The 16,247-nt window shown below is 60.7% G+C and carries 13 protein-coding genes; 7 read left to right on the forward strand and 6 right to left on the reverse strand.

Annotated features, from left to right (window positions below):
• Positions 1–3 precede the first annotated feature (3 nt).
• The 5 genes from uca to AFK67_RS10135 all read right to left on the reverse strand — a co-directional run bounded on the left by uca (position 4) and on the right by AFK67_RS10135 (position 8,742).
• A complete protein-coding gene (gene uca / locus AFK67_RS10115; RefSeq protein ID WP_038883632.1) occupies positions 4–3,612 on the reverse strand; it encodes an urea carboxylase in 3,609 nt (1,202 codons plus the stop codon).
• Between the two features lie 12 nt (positions 3,613–3,624).
• Positions 3,625–5,439 carry an allophanate hydrolase gene (gene atzF, locus AFK67_RS10120; protein WP_007727962.1) on the reverse strand — a complete coding sequence of 605 codons (1,815 nt, stop codon included), beginning with the start codon at positions 5,437–5,439 and terminating at the stop codon, positions 3,625–3,627.
• Between the two features lie 940 nt (positions 5,440–6,379).
• Complete coding sequence (locus AFK67_RS10125; RefSeq protein WP_007726196.1) at positions 6,380–7,483, reverse strand: cobalamin-independent methionine synthase II family protein; 1,104 nt, start codon at positions 7,481–7,483, stop codon at positions 6,380–6,382.
• A 202-nt stretch (positions 7,484–7,685) separates the two neighbouring features.
• Positions 7,686–8,459, reverse strand: a complete 774-nt coding sequence (locus AFK67_RS10130) for an OBAP family protein (protein WP_007726197.1) — start codon at positions 8,457–8,459, stop codon at positions 7,686–7,688.
• A 112-nt stretch (positions 8,460–8,571) separates the two neighbouring features.
• Complete coding sequence (locus AFK67_RS10135) at positions 8,572–8,742, reverse strand: con-10 family general stress protein (RefSeq protein ID WP_038862904.1); 171 nt, start codon at positions 8,740–8,742, stop codon at positions 8,572–8,574.
• A 312-nt stretch (positions 8,743–9,054) separates the two neighbouring features.
• On the opposite strand from AFK67_RS10135, the gene AFK67_RS23185 reads away from it, so the two are divergent.
• The 4 genes from AFK67_RS23185 (at position 9,055) to mgtS (ending at position 11,369) form a co-directional block, all read left to right on the forward strand.
• Entirely contained in the window at positions 9,055–9,219 is a 165-nt protein-coding gene (locus tag AFK67_RS23185; RefSeq protein WP_007726200.1) for a hypothetical protein, read from the forward strand.
• 80 nt (positions 9,220–9,299) lie between these two features.
• Positions 9,300–10,211 (forward strand): bestrophin family protein, encoded by a 912-nt coding sequence (locus AFK67_RS10140; protein WP_038883616.1) that lies wholly within the window; start codon positions 9,300–9,302, stop codon positions 10,209–10,211.
• A 164-nt stretch (positions 10,212–10,375) separates the two neighbouring features.
• Positions 10,376–11,179: a MerR family transcriptional regulator gene (locus AFK67_RS10145; RefSeq protein WP_007726202.1), complete on the forward strand. Its 804-nt coding sequence runs from the start codon at positions 10,376–10,378 to the stop codon at positions 11,177–11,179.
• Between the two features lie 124 nt (positions 11,180–11,303).
• A complete protein-coding gene (gene mgtS, locus AFK67_RS23375) occupies positions 11,304–11,369 on the forward strand; it encodes a protein MgtS (RefSeq protein WP_394805326.1) in 66 nt (21 codons plus the stop codon).
• Between the two features lie 132 nt (positions 11,370–11,501).
• On the opposite strand, the gene dcp is transcribed toward mgtS, so the two are convergent.
• Entirely contained in the window at positions 11,502–13,547 is a 2,046-nt protein-coding gene (gene dcp / locus AFK67_RS10150; RefSeq protein WP_007726204.1) for a peptidyl-dipeptidase Dcp, read from the reverse strand.
• 160 nt (positions 13,548–13,707) lie between these two features.
• Here dcp and ydfG point away from each other — a divergent pair, with 160 nt between their 5' ends.
• The 3 genes from ydfG (at position 13,708) to AFK67_RS10165 (ending at position 16,164) form a co-directional block, all read left to right on the forward strand.
• Positions 13,708–14,454 (forward strand): bifunctional NADP-dependent 3-hydroxy acid dehydrogenase/3-hydroxypropionate dehydrogenase YdfG, encoded by a 747-nt coding sequence (ydfG, locus tag AFK67_RS10155; RefSeq protein WP_007726208.1) that lies wholly within the window; start codon positions 13,708–13,710, stop codon positions 14,452–14,454.
• 91 nt (positions 14,455–14,545) lie between these two features.
• Entirely contained in the window at positions 14,546–15,232 is a 687-nt protein-coding gene (locus tag AFK67_RS10160) for a GntR family transcriptional regulator (protein ID WP_007726211.1), read from the forward strand.
• 35 nt (positions 15,233–15,267) lie between these two features.
• Positions 15,268–16,164, forward strand: a complete 897-nt coding sequence (locus AFK67_RS10165) for a hypothetical protein (RefSeq protein ID WP_007726212.1) — start codon at positions 15,268–15,270, stop codon at positions 16,162–16,164.
• Positions 16,165–16,247: the final 83 nt, after the last annotated feature.

The raw sequence follows: 16,247 nt of genomic DNA on the forward strand, positions 1-16,247 counted from the left end.
AGATCACCCCAGCCACAGAAGGGCATCGCCGGGCGCCACAGGCCGCCCCTGCTGGCAGCGGATCTTCGACACCACGCCGTCGACCGGCGCGTGTACCATCAGTTCCATCTTCATCGCCTCCACCACGACCAGCGGCTCGCCCTGCTTCACCCGCTGGCCCGGCTCCACAAGGATTTTCCAGACGTTGCCGTTAAGATCGGCGCTCACCAGCCGCCCTGCGGTGTCCGTCTCTTCTTCGGGCTCCACCGCAAGCGCGTCGCTCTCAGTGGTCTGCGTCTGCCAGTGGGCTACTTCGGCGCTGAAGGCCGCCTGCTGCCGCTCGCGAAACGCGGCGATATCCGGCGCGTTCGCGTCAAGAAATGCCTGATAGGCCGCGAAATCGAACTCGGTCTCTTCGATGCGCACCTGCGCGCGCCCTTCGCGGAAGGCGTCGCGCAAATCGTTCAGCTCCGCCTCGCTCACCGGGTAAAACCGCACCTGGTCGAAGAATTTCAGCAGCCACGGCTCGTCGCCGAACTGCGGGTTTTTGAGGAATTTGTTCCAGATAGGCAGCGTGCGCCCCACCAGCTGATAGCCGCCTGGCGAATCCATGCCGTAAATGCACATATACATGCCGCCAATGCCGACGGTGCCCTCGGCAGTCCAGGTGCGCGCCGGGTTATATTTGCTGCTCAGCAGGCGGTGGCGCGGGTCTACCGGCACCGCGCACGGCGCGCCGAGATAAACATCCCCGAGGCCGAGGATCAGATAGCTGGCGTCAAAGACGATGTTTTTCACTTCGTCGCGGTGCGAAAGCCCGTTGGCGCGACAGATAAAATCGACATTGTTCGGCAGCCACGGCGCCTCTTTGCGCACCGTTTGCTGGTAACGCTCCACCGCTCCTAAGGTCGCGCTGTCTTCAAAGGCCATCGGCAGCCAGACGATGCGCGACGGGATTTTCAGCGATTGAACGTCGCCGAGCTGTTTCTCAAGGCTCATCAGCAGCGTTAACAGCGGGCGCTGCCCCAGACGCTGGCTGTCATAGCGCACCTGCAACGAACGCACGCCTGGCGACAACTCTTCAACGCCCGCGACGCCGCTGGCGCGGATAGCTTTCATCAGCAGATGCACCCGCAGGCGCAGCGCCAGATCCATCACGTTATCGCCATACTCGATGAGAATGTAACTGTCGCCCGCCTGCCGCCACACCACCGCAGGCAGCCCGTTGTGCGCGGGCACCTCAGCGAGGATCGCGGCACTCGACGTGCTGCCCGGCAGCATCGACGGCGTCTCGTCCGGGCGCGCGCTCACCGCGCGCAGGTGGTTGCACGCCACTTCCTGCGCCAGCTCCAGCGACTGCGCGTGTTCAATGCTTATCGGGTGAAAGCGGATGCGATCGCCCGGCTTCACCTGGCCCACTTTCCACAGCTCCGCGCGGGCGATGGTGACCGGGCAGACAAAGCCGCCGAGGCTCGGGCCGTCGCGCGTGAGGATCACCGGGAAATCGCCGGTAAAGTTAATCGCTCCGATAGCGTATTCGCAGTCATGTACGTTGGACGGATGCAGTCCCGCCTCGCCGCCATCGGCGCGGCTCCATTCGGGTTTCGGGCCGACCAGCCGCACGCCGAGCCGGTTGGAGTTGTAATGCACCTGCCACTCGGCGGCGAAGAACGTATCCATCGAGGCGGGCGTAAAGAAATCGGGCGCGCCGTGCGGTCCGTAGAGCACGCCGATATCCCAAACGTCGCCGTAGCGCGGGATCAGCCCCGGCTCCGGCGTCTGGGGCGGCGCGATGGGCGCAGGCGTCGTGCAGGCGGCGAGCGCCGGGCGGGAGATGGCCAGCACGTCGCCGGGGCGCAATGTGCGTCCGGCATGGCCGCCGAACTGCCCGAGCGCGAAGGTGGAACGGCTGCCGAGATACAGCGGCACGTCGAACCCGTTGCGCACCGCCAGATAGCCGCGACAGCCGGTGCGCGCGCGGCCTAACTTCAGCGTTTGTCCGGCGCGGGCGGTCACCGGCTGCCAGCAGGCGACCGGCTCGCCATCAAGCTCGGCGTCGCAGTCCGCGCCGGTGAGCGCAAACACGGCCTCGCTGTGAAAGCGCAGCGTCGGCCCCTGGAGCGTAAATTCCAGTCCGGCGGCCTCCGGCGCGTTGCCGACGATCCGGTTCGCCAGCCGGAAGGCATAGTCATCCATCGGCCCGGACGGCGGCACGCCGATATCCCAGTAGCCAAGACGACCCGGATGATCCTGCACGCTGCTCCAGGTGCCCGGCTCCACGACCTCAATGGCATGCGCCTGGTATTTCACCTCATCCAGCAGGCGCGTCCACATGGTCGCGTCTTCAAACGCCTCCAGCCGGATAATCTGGCGCAGGTAATCCAGGTTGGTGGCGATACCGTGCAGACGCGTGGCGTCCAGGGCCTTACGCAGTTTCGCCAGCGCCTGCGGACGGTCATCACCGTGGACAATGATCTTGGCGATCATCGGATCGTAAAACGCGCTCACATGCGTGCCGGTGCTGACCCAGCCGTCCACCCGTACGTTGTCGGGGAACGCGACGTCGGTAAGCTGCCCCGGCGACGGCTGAAAGTTTTTCAGCGGATCTTCCGCATACAGACGTACCTCGATGGCCGCGCCCTGCGGCGCCTGCGCCAGCCGCGCCCAGTCCAGCGGCTCGCCCGCGGCGACCTTGATCATGCATTCGATAAGATCAAGCCCGGTTACCGCTTCGGTCACCGGATGCTCCACCTGCAAGCGGGTGTTGACCTCCAGGAACCAGAAGCTGTCGCTGTCGGCGTCATAAATAAACTCCACCGTGCCTGCGCTGCGGTAGTTGACCGATTCGCCAAGCGCGACGGCGGCGGCGTGCAGCGCCTCGCGCGTCGCCTGCGGCAGCCCCGGCGCGGGGGTTTCTTCCACCACTTTCTGGTTGCGGCGTTGCAGTGAGCAGTCGCGCTCGCCGAGCGCCGCTACGCGTCCCTGCCCGTCGCCCATGATTTGCACTTCGAGGTGGCGGGCGCGGCTGACGAATTTCTCGATAAACACGCCGTCATCGCTGAAGAACTGCTGGCCCTGACGCTTCACGCTCTCCCAGGCGTCGGCAAGTGCGGCGGCATCTTCGCAGCGCGTGAGCCCAATCCCGCCGCCGCCTGCGGTGGTTTTCAGCATGACGGGGTAGCCAATCTCACGTGCCGCCTGCTGGGCCTCCTCCGGCGAGCGCAGAAGCCCGGTGCCTGGCGTCATCGGCACGCCCGCCTCAGCGGCAAGCGTTCGGGCGCGGTGTTTGAGCCCGAAATCGGCAATCTGCTGCGCGGTCGGCCCGATAAACACAATGCCCGCGGCCTCGCAGGCCGCCGCGAACTCCGCGCGCTCCGACAAAAAGCCGTAGCCGGGGAAAATGGCCTGCGCCCCGCTCGCTTTCGCGGCCGCGATGATTTTATCGACGTTAAGATAACTGTCGCGCGCCGCCTCGCCGCCGAGCGCGATGGCGATATCGGCGTCACGCACGTGCTGCGCGTTACTGTCCGGGTCGGCATAGACCGCGACGCTGGCAATGCCCATTTTCTTCAGGGTACGGATGGCGCGGCAGGCGATTTCGCCACGGTTGGCGATAAGCACTTTGCTGAACATGGTCGGGTCTCCTCAGGCGCTCTGGTGGCGGGCAAGCCAGGCTTTCCAGCCGCCCCATTCGGTGATGTCGGTGGCGCGCTCCAGCGCCTGCGGCTCGCAGATAAAGCCTTTCACGGCGCGACCATCGGCGAGCGTGAGCGTGCCGATGCCGAGCGGTGACGGGATCTCCGCGACAAACTCGCCAAAACGCGCGAGCGGGATGTCCCACAGCTCCACCGCGATGGGCTGTCCGGCCGCGCCGCGCGCCAGCCCTGGCTTCGGCGGCGTGGTGTTCGCGAGCGCATAGAGGCGGTAATCCGCCGCCGTGGTGGTCTCTTCGATAAACACGGCATCGCGGGTGGTGAGCTGGTGGTTGAGCGGCATACCGCGCAGGTGCGCGCCGACCACGGCGAGGCGCACATGGTGTGGCGAGGACGGCAGCGGGCCCGCGGCAGGCAGCGCTTTATGGGTGGCGCCGAGCGGCAGCGGGACCGCCTGCTGCCAGAGCGCGCCAAAGTGCGCCAGCGCGGCGTCGTGCCAGGCGGGCGCGATAAGCGTAATTCCCGCCGGCAGGCCATCGGCGCGGAAATCTCCCGGCAGCGCCAGCGCGCAGAGATCCGCCAGGTTGGTGAAGTTGGTGTAGTAGCCGAAATGCGAGTTGTAGCGCACCGGCTCGACGTTCATCTCTTCCAGCGTGTGAATGGTGGGCGACGTCGGGACGACCAGCGCGTCGACCTGCTCCAGCGCCTGCGCGATGCGCCGCGTGAGCGCCGCGCGGGTATATTCCGCCTGCCAGGCGTCGCAGGCGCTGTACTTCAGGCCACCTTCGACGATGCCGCGCACCGTCGGATCCATGACCTCCGGCGGCTGGTTGAGCATCTCGCCCACCGCGACGGTGCGCTCCGCCACCCAGGCCCCCTGATAGAGCTGTTCAGCAAGCTGGCGAAACGGCGTGAAATCGACCGGCACCAGCGTCGCGCCCAGCGCTTCAAGCCGGGCGAGGCTCTGGCGGAAGGCCGCTTCGCTGTGGCGATCGCCGTAGAATTCGGGCTGGTCTGGCACCGCGAAGCGCGGTTTTGCGGGCAGCCGCGCGGGCGCGGTGCGCGGGTTATGCCGTGAATAGGCGTCACTGGCGTCATAACCGCCCGCGATGGTCGCCACCTGGAAAGCATCCGTGGTGCTGAGCGCGAACACCGAGACGCAGTCGTTAAGCCTGCAGGCAGGCACCACGCCGCGATTTGAAAGCCAGCCTTTGGTGGGTTTGAGGCCGACGATATTGTTAAACCCGGCCGGGACGCGGCCCGAGCCTGCGGTGTCGGTGCCGAGCGCAAAGGCGACCTGCCCGCGTGCGACCACCGAGGCGGAGCCCGCGCTGGAGCCGCCGCTGACATAGGCCGGGTTAAAGGTGTTCGGCACCGCGCCATACGGCGAGCGTGTGCCGACAAGCCCGGTGGCGAACTGATCGAGATTGGTTTTACCCAGCACGATGGCACCGGCGGCTTTGAGTTTCGCGACCACGGCGGCGTCGTCCTGCGGGGTATACGCGAACGCCGGGCACGCCGCCGTCGTGGGCAGCCCCGCGACGTCGATATTGTCTTTCACCGCGAACGGCACGCCGAAGAGCGGGAAATCCGCGAGGGTTTTCCCCTGCGCCAGCGCGGCCAGCAGCACTGCAATTTGTTCCTCAATATGTGCCGCGCTGGCGCGGGTTATCCACGCCGGATCGCTATTTTCAGCAGCGCTAAAAGCCGCTGAATATATTTCGCGAATGCGCTGCGGGCCGTCCTGATATTCCCTTTGCCACTCTGCAAGCGTCAGCGGCGTAAACAGCAGTGAATTCTGTGACATAACTGGCATCCCATCTGGTATACAAGATGAAAGGTATTTAGCAAACGGAATGCCAGTTTTATAAAAACGTTTAAAATCAGCAAGATAGTTATTTAAGAAAACGTTAGCGGCGGGTTTATTTATGTGGCACCGCGTTTTTTAATAAAAAAGGGAGACGTGATGGTGCAGCGATGCGACATAAATGTGCAATCAAGTCAGAAATAAAGAAAAGTGATGGCGCGCAGCGCGGTAAATAAGGTTTTGTGATGTGTCTTTTATAAAGGGGATATCACGACGGGTGGATGCGCTGCGCTTACCCACCCTACATCAAACGTGAGGCCCAATATCGTAGGGCGGGTAAGCGCAGCGCACCCGCCCCGCACGGTTTCGCCGTCGGCTTGAAAGGAAATATGCAAGGGCGGTGACAACGTTCCGTTCGCTATCACGCCGCGTTTATATGTGCGTCTTCCTCACGCGAACGTGCAAAGGGGGCTCGCCGCCGCCCCCTTTGCAGTCCCGGCTCCCGGCAGAAAATCGCCCCTGCGGGGAAGCCGTGCCTTATTCCCTCCGGCCACGGGTCGGGCAAGACAATACATCCCTGTATTGTCATGCCCTCGCACCGGGTCCCTCCGGTGCGCCCCGGCCTGCGGCGAAACGGCGCGGCCGATTTTTTTTAGCCGGAGCAAAACCCTCCGCGCCGACGTTTCCTTAAATCCAGTAACCGTAGGGCGAGTAAGCGCAGCGCACCCGCCGCCCGGTTTTCGCAGCCGGGTTGAAGGGAAATGTGCAACGCCGGTGGCATCGTTCCGTTCGCCATTCCACCACCCCGACATATTTTGGTTTTCCCAAAACCCAGGCCGGTTGGGAGAAAATCCGCCACGGCTCCCGCCCATAAAAAAGGTGGGCGCGCTACGCGCCCCCACCTCCCAAAAGCCAATAACCGCTGGCGCCCTCGCTTGCGTTACCACACCTCGCTGGCGACGCCGGTCACGAGGCGGACTTTCTGCCACTGCTCGTCCGGGCTGATGCTGTTGCCTTCTTCGGTCGAGGCGAACCCGCACTGCGGGCTTAAGCAGATCTGGTTGATATCGACATATTTCGCGGCCTCGGCAAGGCGCGCTTTGATTAATTCCGGGTTCTCCAGCTCGCCGTTTTTGGTGGTGATAAGGCCCAGCACCACCTGCTGTTTACCCGGACGGATAAAGCGCAGCGGCGCGAAATCGCCGGAACGATCGTTGTCGTACTCCAGGAAAAACGCATCGACGTTGACCGTGCCGAACAGCACTTCCGCCACCGGCTCATAACCGCCTTCGGCAATCCAGCTGGAGCGGAAATTACCGCGGCAGACGTGCAGACCGATGGTCAGGTCGTCCGGTTTGCCTTCCAGCGCCTGATTGAGCACGCGGGCATAGATGCGGGCCAGTTCGTCCGGCGAATCGCCGCGCTCGCGGATCTGACGGCGCTGTTCATCCGAGCAGAGATACGCCCAGACGGTGTCGTCAAGCTGCAGGTAGCGGCAGCCCGCGTCGTAGAACGCGCGGATGGCGTCGCGCCAGGTGGTTGCCAGATCGTCGAAATAGTCGTTGAGATCCGGGTAGACGTTACGGTCGATGGCCGCCGCGCCGCCACGAAAATGCAGCACGCTCGGGCTCGGAATGGTCATCTTCGGCTCGGCATTGCCGCTGACGCTTTTCAGAAAGCGAAAATCTTCCAGCATCGGGTGGTCACCGAACGCCACTTTACCCACGACACGCACGCTTTGCGCTTTGGTCTGGATGCCGTTGAACTGAATGCCCTGCTCCACTTCCACCAGCTGTACGCCCTGTAGCGCGGCGAAGAAATCCATATGCCACCAGGCGCGGCGGAATTCGCCGTCGGTGACCACGTGCAGGCCGCAGGCGCACTGCTGCTCAACGGCGTGACGAATGGCGTCGTCTTCAATACGGCGCAGATGCGCGGCGTCGATTTCCCCTGCCGCAAACTGCTGGCGGGCGTGCTTAATGGCATCCGGGCGTAAAAAGCTGCCGACGATATCGGCGCGAAACGGGGCGTGTTGACGCTGCATGGTGTTCTCCTCGTGGCCTGACGCGATGATTACGTCAGGTGATAGTTCAGATATTGAATATTTGGCCGTCTGGATGGCTATATGTCCAGAGAATGACATCAGACCCGGATTCAGGCAAACGAGGAAATTTCATGGGTGTTGAAAAAAATTCATGTAAAAGACTCCCCACCGAAGTGGGGAAAAGAGAAGGCACAAAACGGGATTATTTTTTTTCTGTAGCGGCGTTGCTGTCCACGACGCCGGGGATATCCTGAGTGTCGCGTTTAAACTGCCCTTTGAGGGCATCCACGCCGCTTTGCGGCTTCGCGAGCGGTTGTAAATCGGCGCGTGAGCGGCGGATCTCTTCGGTATTCACGCCGAGCTTTTTGTCGCGTTCGCTCACAAGTTCTGGTTTTGCCTCGCCGTCGCGGTTGAATGACCAAGCGAGCATCGGCGGGCCGAGCGGCAGCGCGTCGCCCTTGTCGCCTGGTCCGCCGGTATGCCAGACGTGCCAGGTTTTGCCGTAGCTGTTCATTTTACTCTGCATCAGACGATGCTCAACCGGGGCCGGAATGCCGGGCGCAATCAGCTGGCCGCTGAGGATTTCGCCGTTGTGCGGGTGCCAGTACTGTTTTTCCTGTGGCGGCAGCTGGTTAAAGAGTTTTTCGGAGATAATATATTCTACGCCGTTCATGTTGGCGTCTTTCGTATTGCCGTCAAATAAGACGCACTGGGCGAAATCTTCATTGACCTGATGGCAATAGTGATGCGCTTCCATCTGTTTTTCCGGGATATCTTTCATCGGATGAAAGCCCACCAGATAAATATCAAATCCTTTTAACGGTGCATTACTCTGCAACACCGCCGAGCCGGTTTCCAGTAAATTGGTACTGGTGGATTTACTCGCCCCCGGCGGGGTGTCTTTTTCCGCGTGTGCAATAAATGCGATGGACAAGAGCGGCAGCACCGTTATTTTTAATGCGCGTTGTAATTTCATAAGGTAATTAAACTGATAAAGAAGTATTTACGTAATGCGCGGCGACCTCCGGTATGAGCATTAACCCATACCGGAGGAACGTTATGCCAGGCGCATACGGCCCGCCGCTCCGTCAGGAAGAGGAACGGCTGCTGCTTTTACCGCCTTTGCGGCCTGCTTCTGCTGCACGCTCGCGGTCATTTTTAAAATTTCCGCCGCTATTCTGGCCACCTTTACGACCGGCTTCAGAAGCGCGTTCACGATTCTCAGCAAAATTACCTGAACCACCACGATGTTGAGCCATAATATTCTCCTCGGATTAGCAGAGATAATTTAAACCGCGCCCTCACCATGCGACGCAGGAGTAACTATAGGCAGGCATTCCCGTTTCGCAAGTTACATTAGCCGCCAGCATGTGTTTTATCGCCGCGCTCTGCCAGATATATTCCACAACAGGCTTTTATCTCCTGAATGGCAAAGGATTTTCCACCTGCGCCCCTGCGTTTAATAAGAAAATTCCTAAAAGAAAGCGTTAATTATTTCGTCGCTGGTGTTGAGGCTATTCTTTATCTGCGAAGTGTCGTTTGTTGATTTAATTTCCGCCAAGGAGTGATTAATGAAACAGAAATGGTACTGCTGCCCTGCCATCAAACTTAAAGACCGGTTCATGGTCCTGATTATGGGTCAGGATGTTTTTTTGTTGTTCCGCAAAGGCGGTTCAATAAGAAAGTCTCGCGACTGGCTGGCCCGTGAGAAGGCGAATTTTATTCCTCTGGGGTAAACCACTGCGTTTTTCAGGTTGCAGACAAAAGCGCTATCTCGTTTAATATGTAGCGCTTTTGTTAACCCCTTGTGAGTATCATGATTGTTCGACCCCCACAGCACTGGTTCGCCCGACTCTTTGTCTGGCATGGTTCCGTATTAGCCAAAATATCCACACGTCTACTCCTTAATTTCCTGCTTTCGGTGACGGTTATTTTCTTTTTACCGTGGTATGAAGCGCTTGGAATAAAACTGACCACCGCGCCATTCAGTATTCTCGGCGTGGCGATTGCGATTTTTCTCGGCTTTCGCAACAGCACTTGTTTCGCACGCTTTAATGAAGCGCGCCAGATTTGGGGCCAGCTGGTTATCCACTGCCGCTCCCTGCTGCGCACCGCCCGCACGCTGATGCCGGATAACGCGCAGGAGCTGCACCATCTGGTCAATCTCGAAGTGGCGTTTTGCCACTGTCTGCGCCTGACGCTGCGCCGCAAAAAGCTCGACAACGTGCTTGATCGTTATTTAACCCGCAGCGAAATGACGCGCGTGATGCACAGCAATTCACCCTGCAATACGATTTTACTCATCATGGGTGAATGGCTTGCGGCGCGGCGCAACGGGCTGTCCGATATTCTGTTCCAGACGCTTGACCAGCATATTAACCAGTTTGCGGCTGTGCTGGCGGGCTGCGAACGTATCGCCAATACGCCGCCGCCTTTTGCGTATTCCCTGATGCTGCACCGCACGGTCTATTGCTTCTGCATTATGCTGCCGTTCGCGCTGGTGACCGATCTGCATTATATGACGCCGTTTCTCTCGGTGTTTATTTCCTATACGTTCATTGCGCTGGATACGCTGGCCGAAGAGCTGGAAGATCCGTTCGGCACCGAGGATAACGACCTGCCGCTGGATGCGCTCTGTAATAATATTGAAATAGACCTGCGCGAAATGAATAACGAGTCGCAGAAACCGGCTAAGATTCTGCCTAATCGCCATTATCAGCTTACCTAATGAATACCCGCATTCTCTATTAATAATGAATAATTCACATTAAATGATTAGCAGGGTCTATGAATTGTGTTAGCGTAGATCCTGTTCACCTCTTCCCTTCGCTTCTCCAGAAAGGGCATTTTCCTCTCCTGTTAAGTTTTATAGCCTCACTGTAAGGAATCGCCATGTCTCATTTCACGATCGAGATGCTCTCCGATCAGTGCGGAGTCAGCATGACCAATTTACGCGCCTGGCAACGGTCTGGATTGCTCAAGCCCGCGCGCAACGATAGCGGCAAGCGCTATTTCGATTACACCCACCTGATGCGCATTCACGCCATTATCAAGTGGCTTGACCGCGGCCTGCCGCTGGACGAAGTGGCCCGTCGTCTTAAAGGTGAAGAAGGCTCGCTGGCAAGCCAGTGGGAAGTCTGGCAGGAACAACTGCTCGCCACGCTTGAGAAAACCAGCCTGGAAAAAGCCCGCGCGCTGCTGCGCAAAATGGGCCGCGAGCTGCCGGCGCCGATGCTGCTGGATAACGTGGTGCTGCCGCTGCGCCTGTGGCTGAACCACGGCACCAGCTCCGCGCAGCTGACCCGCCGCTCCCGTTTCGACACGCTGCTTGTCGAGTACGCCACCTTTCTGATGCAGGCGCTGCGCAAGCGTCCGGCGTCGGGGCTGGTGATTATGGCGATGAACAGCCATGATTCGCTCAGCGTCTGGCTGGAGGCGATCCGCTACTCCGGCGAGGGTTTTCGCATCGACGTGTTACATCAGCCGGTGCCGCTGCCGGACCTCGCGCAGTTCGACGCCGATCATTATCTGGTCTTCAGCGATGTTCCGCTCACACCCGCGCAACTGACGCTCTGGCAACAGTGGCAGCTTGAGGGCTTGCCCGTCTTTAGCGCAGGCGCCGGGTTCGCCGTGCCGCCGCAGCTGCCGGACGCCGCCAACCTGCCGGACGAGACGCTTCGCGAAGCGGCGCGCTAAGCGCGTGTCGCAAAACGGTTATCGGACTGTCGTCTTTACGTCACACGTTAAGGTCTTTGTAAAAGGATGATGTGAATAAACGACGGGAGTGGCGATGCCGGACGCTGCGCAACTGTTGATTTGTATGCCGGGAATTGTCTTGCTGGTGGGATTTCTTGCCGCTTACTGCAGTAAAAAATGGGATGACTGACGGGCGGGTAAAAAAATACCGCCAGGCGGACCCGACGGTAAGGCTTGCATGGATTGTTATTGTCCTGCGCTCAACATCACGCTTATTTCCCTATGATGGCACGCGCAGGTTCAACGCCGCTTAAACGTGGCCTTATTCGCTCAGGCCCCGGTTTTTCAGCATCGGCTCGATACGCGGTTCATGTCCGCGCCAGGCGAGCCAGACCTCTTCGAGATCGTGACTGTTGCCGCGCGACAGCACCGCCTCGCGAAAGCGCGCCCCGTTCTGCGCGGTTAACCCACCCTGCTCCACAAACCACTGGTAGCCATCGTCGGCGAGCATTTGCGTCCAGAGATAGGCGTAATAGCCCGCCGCATAGCCGCCGCCAAAGATATGGGCGAAATAGCTGCTGCGATAGCGCGGCGGTACGGCGCGCAGCGCGATACGCTCGTGCGTGAGCGCCGCCGCCTCAAAAGCCGCAACGTCGTGGGGCGACGATGACGGGGTCAGGCTGTGCCAGTGCTGGTCGAGAAGCGCCGCCGCCAGCAGTTCGGTCATGTCATAGCCTTTATTGAAACGCGCCGCGCGGAACAGTTTTTCACGCAGCGCCTCCGGCATCGGCTCGCCGGTCTGATAATGGCGCGCGTAACGGGCGAACACGTCCGGGTGGCTCGCCCAGTGCTCGTTGATTTGCGAGGGGAACTCGACGAAATCGCGCGGCGTGTTGGTGCCGGAAAGCGTCGCGTAACGCTGGCTCGCGAAAAGGCCATGAAGCGTATGGCCGAACTCGTGGAACAGCGTGATGACGTCATCCCAGGAGATTAACGCGGGTTGCCCGGCGGCGGGTTTCTGGTAGTTGCAGACGTTGTAGATCACCGGTTTATGACCGGCGAGCGTCGACTGCTCGACGAAATTGCCCATCCAGGCGCCGCCGCTTTTGCTGTCGCGCGCGAAGAAATCACCGTAAAAGAGCGCGAGCCCGCTGCCGTCTTTATCGAAAATCTCCCAGACGCGCACGTCAGGATGATAAACCGGAATGTCCGTGCGTTCGGTAAACGTGAGGCCAAACAGCGCGCTGGCGGCATAGAAGACGCCGCGCGTCAGCACATTGTCGAGTTCAAAAAAGGGTTTGATCTGCGCCTCGTCGAGCGCGTATTTCTCGCGACGCACCTGCTCGGCGTAAAACGCCCAGTCCCAGGCTTCGGCCTGAAAGCCGCCGTGCTGTTTGTCGATAATCTGCTGGATATCCGCAAGCTCTCGTTCGGCGCGCGCCGTTGCCGCAGGCACGATGTCGCGCATAAAGCCCTGGGCTGCCTCCGGGGTTTTCGCCATCTGATCGGCGATAGTCCATGCGGCGAAATCCTGAAAGCCCAGCAGCGCCGCCTGCTGCGCGCGCAGCGCGGCAAGCCGCAGCACCAGCGCGCGGGTGTCGTTTGCGTCGCCTTTCTCGGTGCGGTGCCAGCCCGCCTTAAAGAGCGCCTCGCGCGTGGCGCGATCGGTGAGCGACTGCAGCGCGGGCTGCTGGGTGGTGTTGAGGAGCGCGATAAGCCAGCGCCCTTCCTGTCCCTTTTCACGCGCGGCTTCGGCGGCGGCGGCGATCTCCGCTTCGCTCAGGCCCGCCAGCTGTTCGCGGGATGAGACCAGCAGGCCGCCGGCTTTATCCGCCGCCAGCAGACGCTGATTGAACTGGCTGGTGAGCTGTGCCGCCTCTTGGTTCAGCGCCCGCAGCTGCGCTTTCTGCTCCGCGTCAAGCGTCGCGCCAGCCAGCATAAACTGCTGCCAGACGACTTCCACCAGCCGCCGCGATTCGTTATCGAGCCCGAGCGCGTCGCGCTGCTCATACACGGCATTGAGCCGTGCGAACAGGGTCTCGTTAAAGTGGATATCGTCCGCCAGCGCGGCAAGCTCCGTGGAAAATTCTTCATCCAGCGTTTGCAGGTAATCGTTGGTGTGCGCTGAGGTCATCGCGAAAAAGACGCTGGTGACGCGCGAGAGCATCGCGCCGCTGCGCTCCAGCGCCAGATACGTATTTTCAAAGGTAGGCGCGGCAGGCTCGGCGGCGATGGCCTCCACCTCGGCGCGCTTCTGGCGCACCGCCTCGTCAAAGGCGGGACGATAATGCTGATCGGTTATCGCATTGAACGGCGGCGCTTCATAAGGCAGCGCGCTCGCTGAAGAAAAAGGGGTGGTCACCGGCATGAGAGTCTCCCGCAAAAGGGTGATGGCAAAATCACAGCTTATGCAGCCGCGCCATAAACAGCAATGATTTCGCGGCGCAAGCTATCAGTAAGTGATATTCCACAGCTCGCGCGGGGCGTGCTAAGGTAACGGTTCTGAAAAAGCCTTGAGGAACAGCGAGATGATTATTCTGGTTACCGGCGCCACGGCAGGCTTTGGCGAGGCCATTACCCGTCGTTTTGTGAAAAACGGTCATAAAGTTATCGCGACAGGCCGCCGCCAGGCGCGTCTGGATGCGCTGAAAGACGAGCTCGGCGAGAGCGTGCTGACGCTGCAACTGGACGTGCGCAACCGCGCGGCTATCGAAGAAGCCATCAGCGGGCTGCCGCTGGAGTGGCGCGATATCGACGTGCTGGTCAACAACGCCGGGCTGGCGCTGGGGCTGGAGCCTGCGCATAAAGCGAGCGTCGAAGACTGGGAAAATATGATAGACACCAACAATAAAGGGCTGGTGTATATGACCCGCGCCGTGCTGCCGGGCATGGTCGAGCGCAACCGCGGTCATGTGATTAACATCGGCTCCACGGCGGGCAGCTGGCCGTATGCGGGCGGCAATGTCTACGGCGCGACCAAAGCCTTTGTGCGCCAGTTCAGCCTCAACCTGCGCACCGATCTGCACGGCACCGCGGTTCGCGTGACCGATATCGAGCCGGGTCTTGTGGGCGGCACCGAATTCTCTAACGTGCGCTTTAAAGGCGACGACGACAAAGCCGGTAAAACTTACGAAAACACCAACGCGCTGACGCCGGAAGACGTGACCGAAGCGGTCTGGTGGGTGGCCTCGCTGCCTGCGCATGTCAACATCAACACGCTGGAAATGATGCCGGTCAGCCAGAGCTTCGCCGGACTTAGCGTGCACCGCCAGTAGTTCCCGCCTTGCCCGTTCCCCGCGCCAGCGCTGGGCGGGGTGGGCAATTAATGGTAAATTGCCGCAGTAACCCGCAAATAAAGACAGAAGAATGGCCGCTGAAACTCCGCTCAACCCGACCCAGCCGGTGAGTCAACAGATCTACCGCATCCTGCGCCGCGATATCGTGCACTGTCTGATCCCGCCGGGCACCCCGCTTTCGGAGAAAGAGGTGTCGGTGCGCTTTGACGTGTCGCGCCAGCCGGTGCGTGAAGCGTTTATTAAGCTTGCGGAAAACGGACTTATCCAGATCCGCCCGCAGCGCGGCAGTTTCGTCAATAAAATCTCGCTGCGCCAGGTACGCAACGGCTGCTTTGTGCGCCAGGCCATCGAGCGGGCCGTGGTGCAGCGCGCGGCCACGATGCTGACCGACGCCGATCTTTATCAGCTTGAGCAGAACCTCAATCAGCAGCGCACCGCCATCGACCGCAAACAGCTGAGCGATTTCTTCCAGCTCGACGACGAATTCCACTACCGCCTGACGCAGGTGGCCGACTGCCAGCTCGCCTGGGACACAGTAGAGAACATCAAAGCGACCATTGACCGGGTGCGCTACATGAGCCTCGATCACGTCTCCCCGCCGGAAATGCTGCTGCGCCAGCATAACGATATTTTTCACGCCCTGGAGCGTCGCGACCCGCAGGCGGCCGATGAAACGATGCGCCTGCATTTGCAGGAGATCAGCGAATCGGTGCTGCTGATCCGCCAGGAAAACCGCGACTGGTTCAGCGAAGAGTAACCGCGCGACGTTTTAATCAACTCAGGATGAATGCGATGCGCGCGATAGTGCTGCTGGGCTGCGCCCTTTTCTCTTCCCCGCTGCTGGCCGACTGCCTGCAAAAAGAGGCGATCGCCACGGCCGCGGCGGATTTCACGTCGTCCGTCAGTACAGTGACCGGCGCGTCCCGCGCCGCGTTTTATTCCGCCCCGTCGCCGGAATGCAGGCTTAGGGCGTTTCTGGTGCCAGGCGATGCAGTGCAGGTGGTTCGGCTTTCGCGCAGCGAAGCGGATGATCGCGATGACGCGGCGCGGCCTTTTGCCTGGGTGCGCTACCGCGATGCCGCCGGGCGCGTGGCGACGGGCTGGATGGAAACGGCCGCCCTGCGCGCCCAGCTTCAGGCGTTAACCCCGCAGGGTGACTGCGCCGCCCGACTACCCGCCGCTGACGATGCGCCCGTCCCTGACGCGGGCGCGCATTTTCGGGTGACGGGTAGCGGCCGCCATTACTTTTCCTCCGCGCCTGACGCGCAGTGCCGCAGTACAACCCTGTTTCTGGTAGACGGCGATACGGTGAGCGTAAGCCGGACGCTGCCGGATGCCGGTTACCGCGAGGCGACATGGTATGGCAAAGACGGGCGCATTGTTACCGGCTGGCTCGAATCGGCGTCGCTTCGCGCTACCGGCACGCATGACGAATGGCGTGACGATATCAGCGACAGCCCGCTTGCCCGCGTGACCCGCACCGTCTCTTTGCTGCTCAACCCGAACGGCCAGTGTATTTTTTATGAAAACGCGCAAGACGGCGGCGTCTATCGCCTGCTGGTCCGTGAAGATCACACCCGCGAGGGGTGTCGCGGCGGCGCGGACCCGGAAGTGGCCCCTGTGGTGGCGACCATCGACATTGATATCGCGACCGGGAAAATCGTGCGCAGCGCGCCGGCCGGGGAGTAGCCAGGCGGCGTGACATTCATCACACAAATGTCGCATTTTTGATCGAGATTAATATTTTTGCCGTCGTGATTTTTAAAATGGGG

This window comes from Cronobacter dublinensis subsp. dublinensis LMG 23823, assembly GCF_001277235.1.
Lineage (GTDB): Bacteria > Pseudomonadota > Gammaproteobacteria > Enterobacterales > Enterobacteriaceae > Cronobacter > Cronobacter dublinensis.

Excerpts from the sequence above, each read along its gene's own strand:
- atzF (WP_007727962.1), bottom strand. The coding sequence starts at position 5,439 with ATGTCACAGAATTCACTGCTGTTTACGCCGCTGACGCTTGCAGAGTGG.
- AFK67_RS10135 (WP_038862904.1), bottom strand. The coding sequence starts at position 8,742 with ATGGCTCAACATCGTGGTGGTTCAGGTAATTTTGCTGAGAATCGTGAA.
- AFK67_RS10140 (WP_038883616.1), top strand. The coding sequence starts at position 9,300 with ATGATTGTTCGACCCCCACAGCACTGGTTCGCCCGACTCTTTGTCTGG.
- AFK67_RS23185 (WP_007726200.1), top strand. The coding sequence starts at position 9,055 with ATGAAACAGAAATGGTACTGCTGCCCTGCCATCAAACTTAAAGACCGG.
- AFK67_RS10165 (WP_007726212.1), top strand. The coding sequence starts at position 15,268 with ATGCGCGCGATAGTGCTGCTGGGCTGCGCCCTTTTCTCTTCCCCGCTG.
- AFK67_RS10125 (WP_007726196.1), bottom strand. The coding sequence starts at position 7,483 with ATGCAGCGTCAACACGCCCCGTTTCGCGCCGATATCGTCGGCAGCTTT.
- uca (WP_038883632.1), bottom strand. The coding sequence starts at position 3,612 with ATGTTCAGCAAAGTGCTTATCGCCAACCGTGGCGAAATCGCCTGCCGC.
- dcp (WP_007726204.1), bottom strand. The coding sequence starts at position 13,547 with ATGCCGGTGACCACCCCTTTTTCTTCAGCGAGCGCGCTGCCTTATGAA.
- AFK67_RS10130 (WP_007726197.1), bottom strand. The coding sequence starts at position 8,459 with ATGAAATTACAACGCGCATTAAAAATAACGGTGCTGCCGCTCTTGTCC.
- AFK67_RS10160 (WP_007726211.1), top strand. The coding sequence starts at position 14,546 with ATGGCCGCTGAAACTCCGCTCAACCCGACCCAGCCGGTGAGTCAACAG.
- AFK67_RS10145 (WP_007726202.1), top strand. The coding sequence starts at position 10,376 with ATGTCTCATTTCACGATCGAGATGCTCTCCGATCAGTGCGGAGTCAGC.
- ydfG (WP_007726208.1), top strand. The coding sequence starts at position 13,708 with ATGATTATTCTGGTTACCGGCGCCACGGCAGGCTTTGGCGAGGCCATT.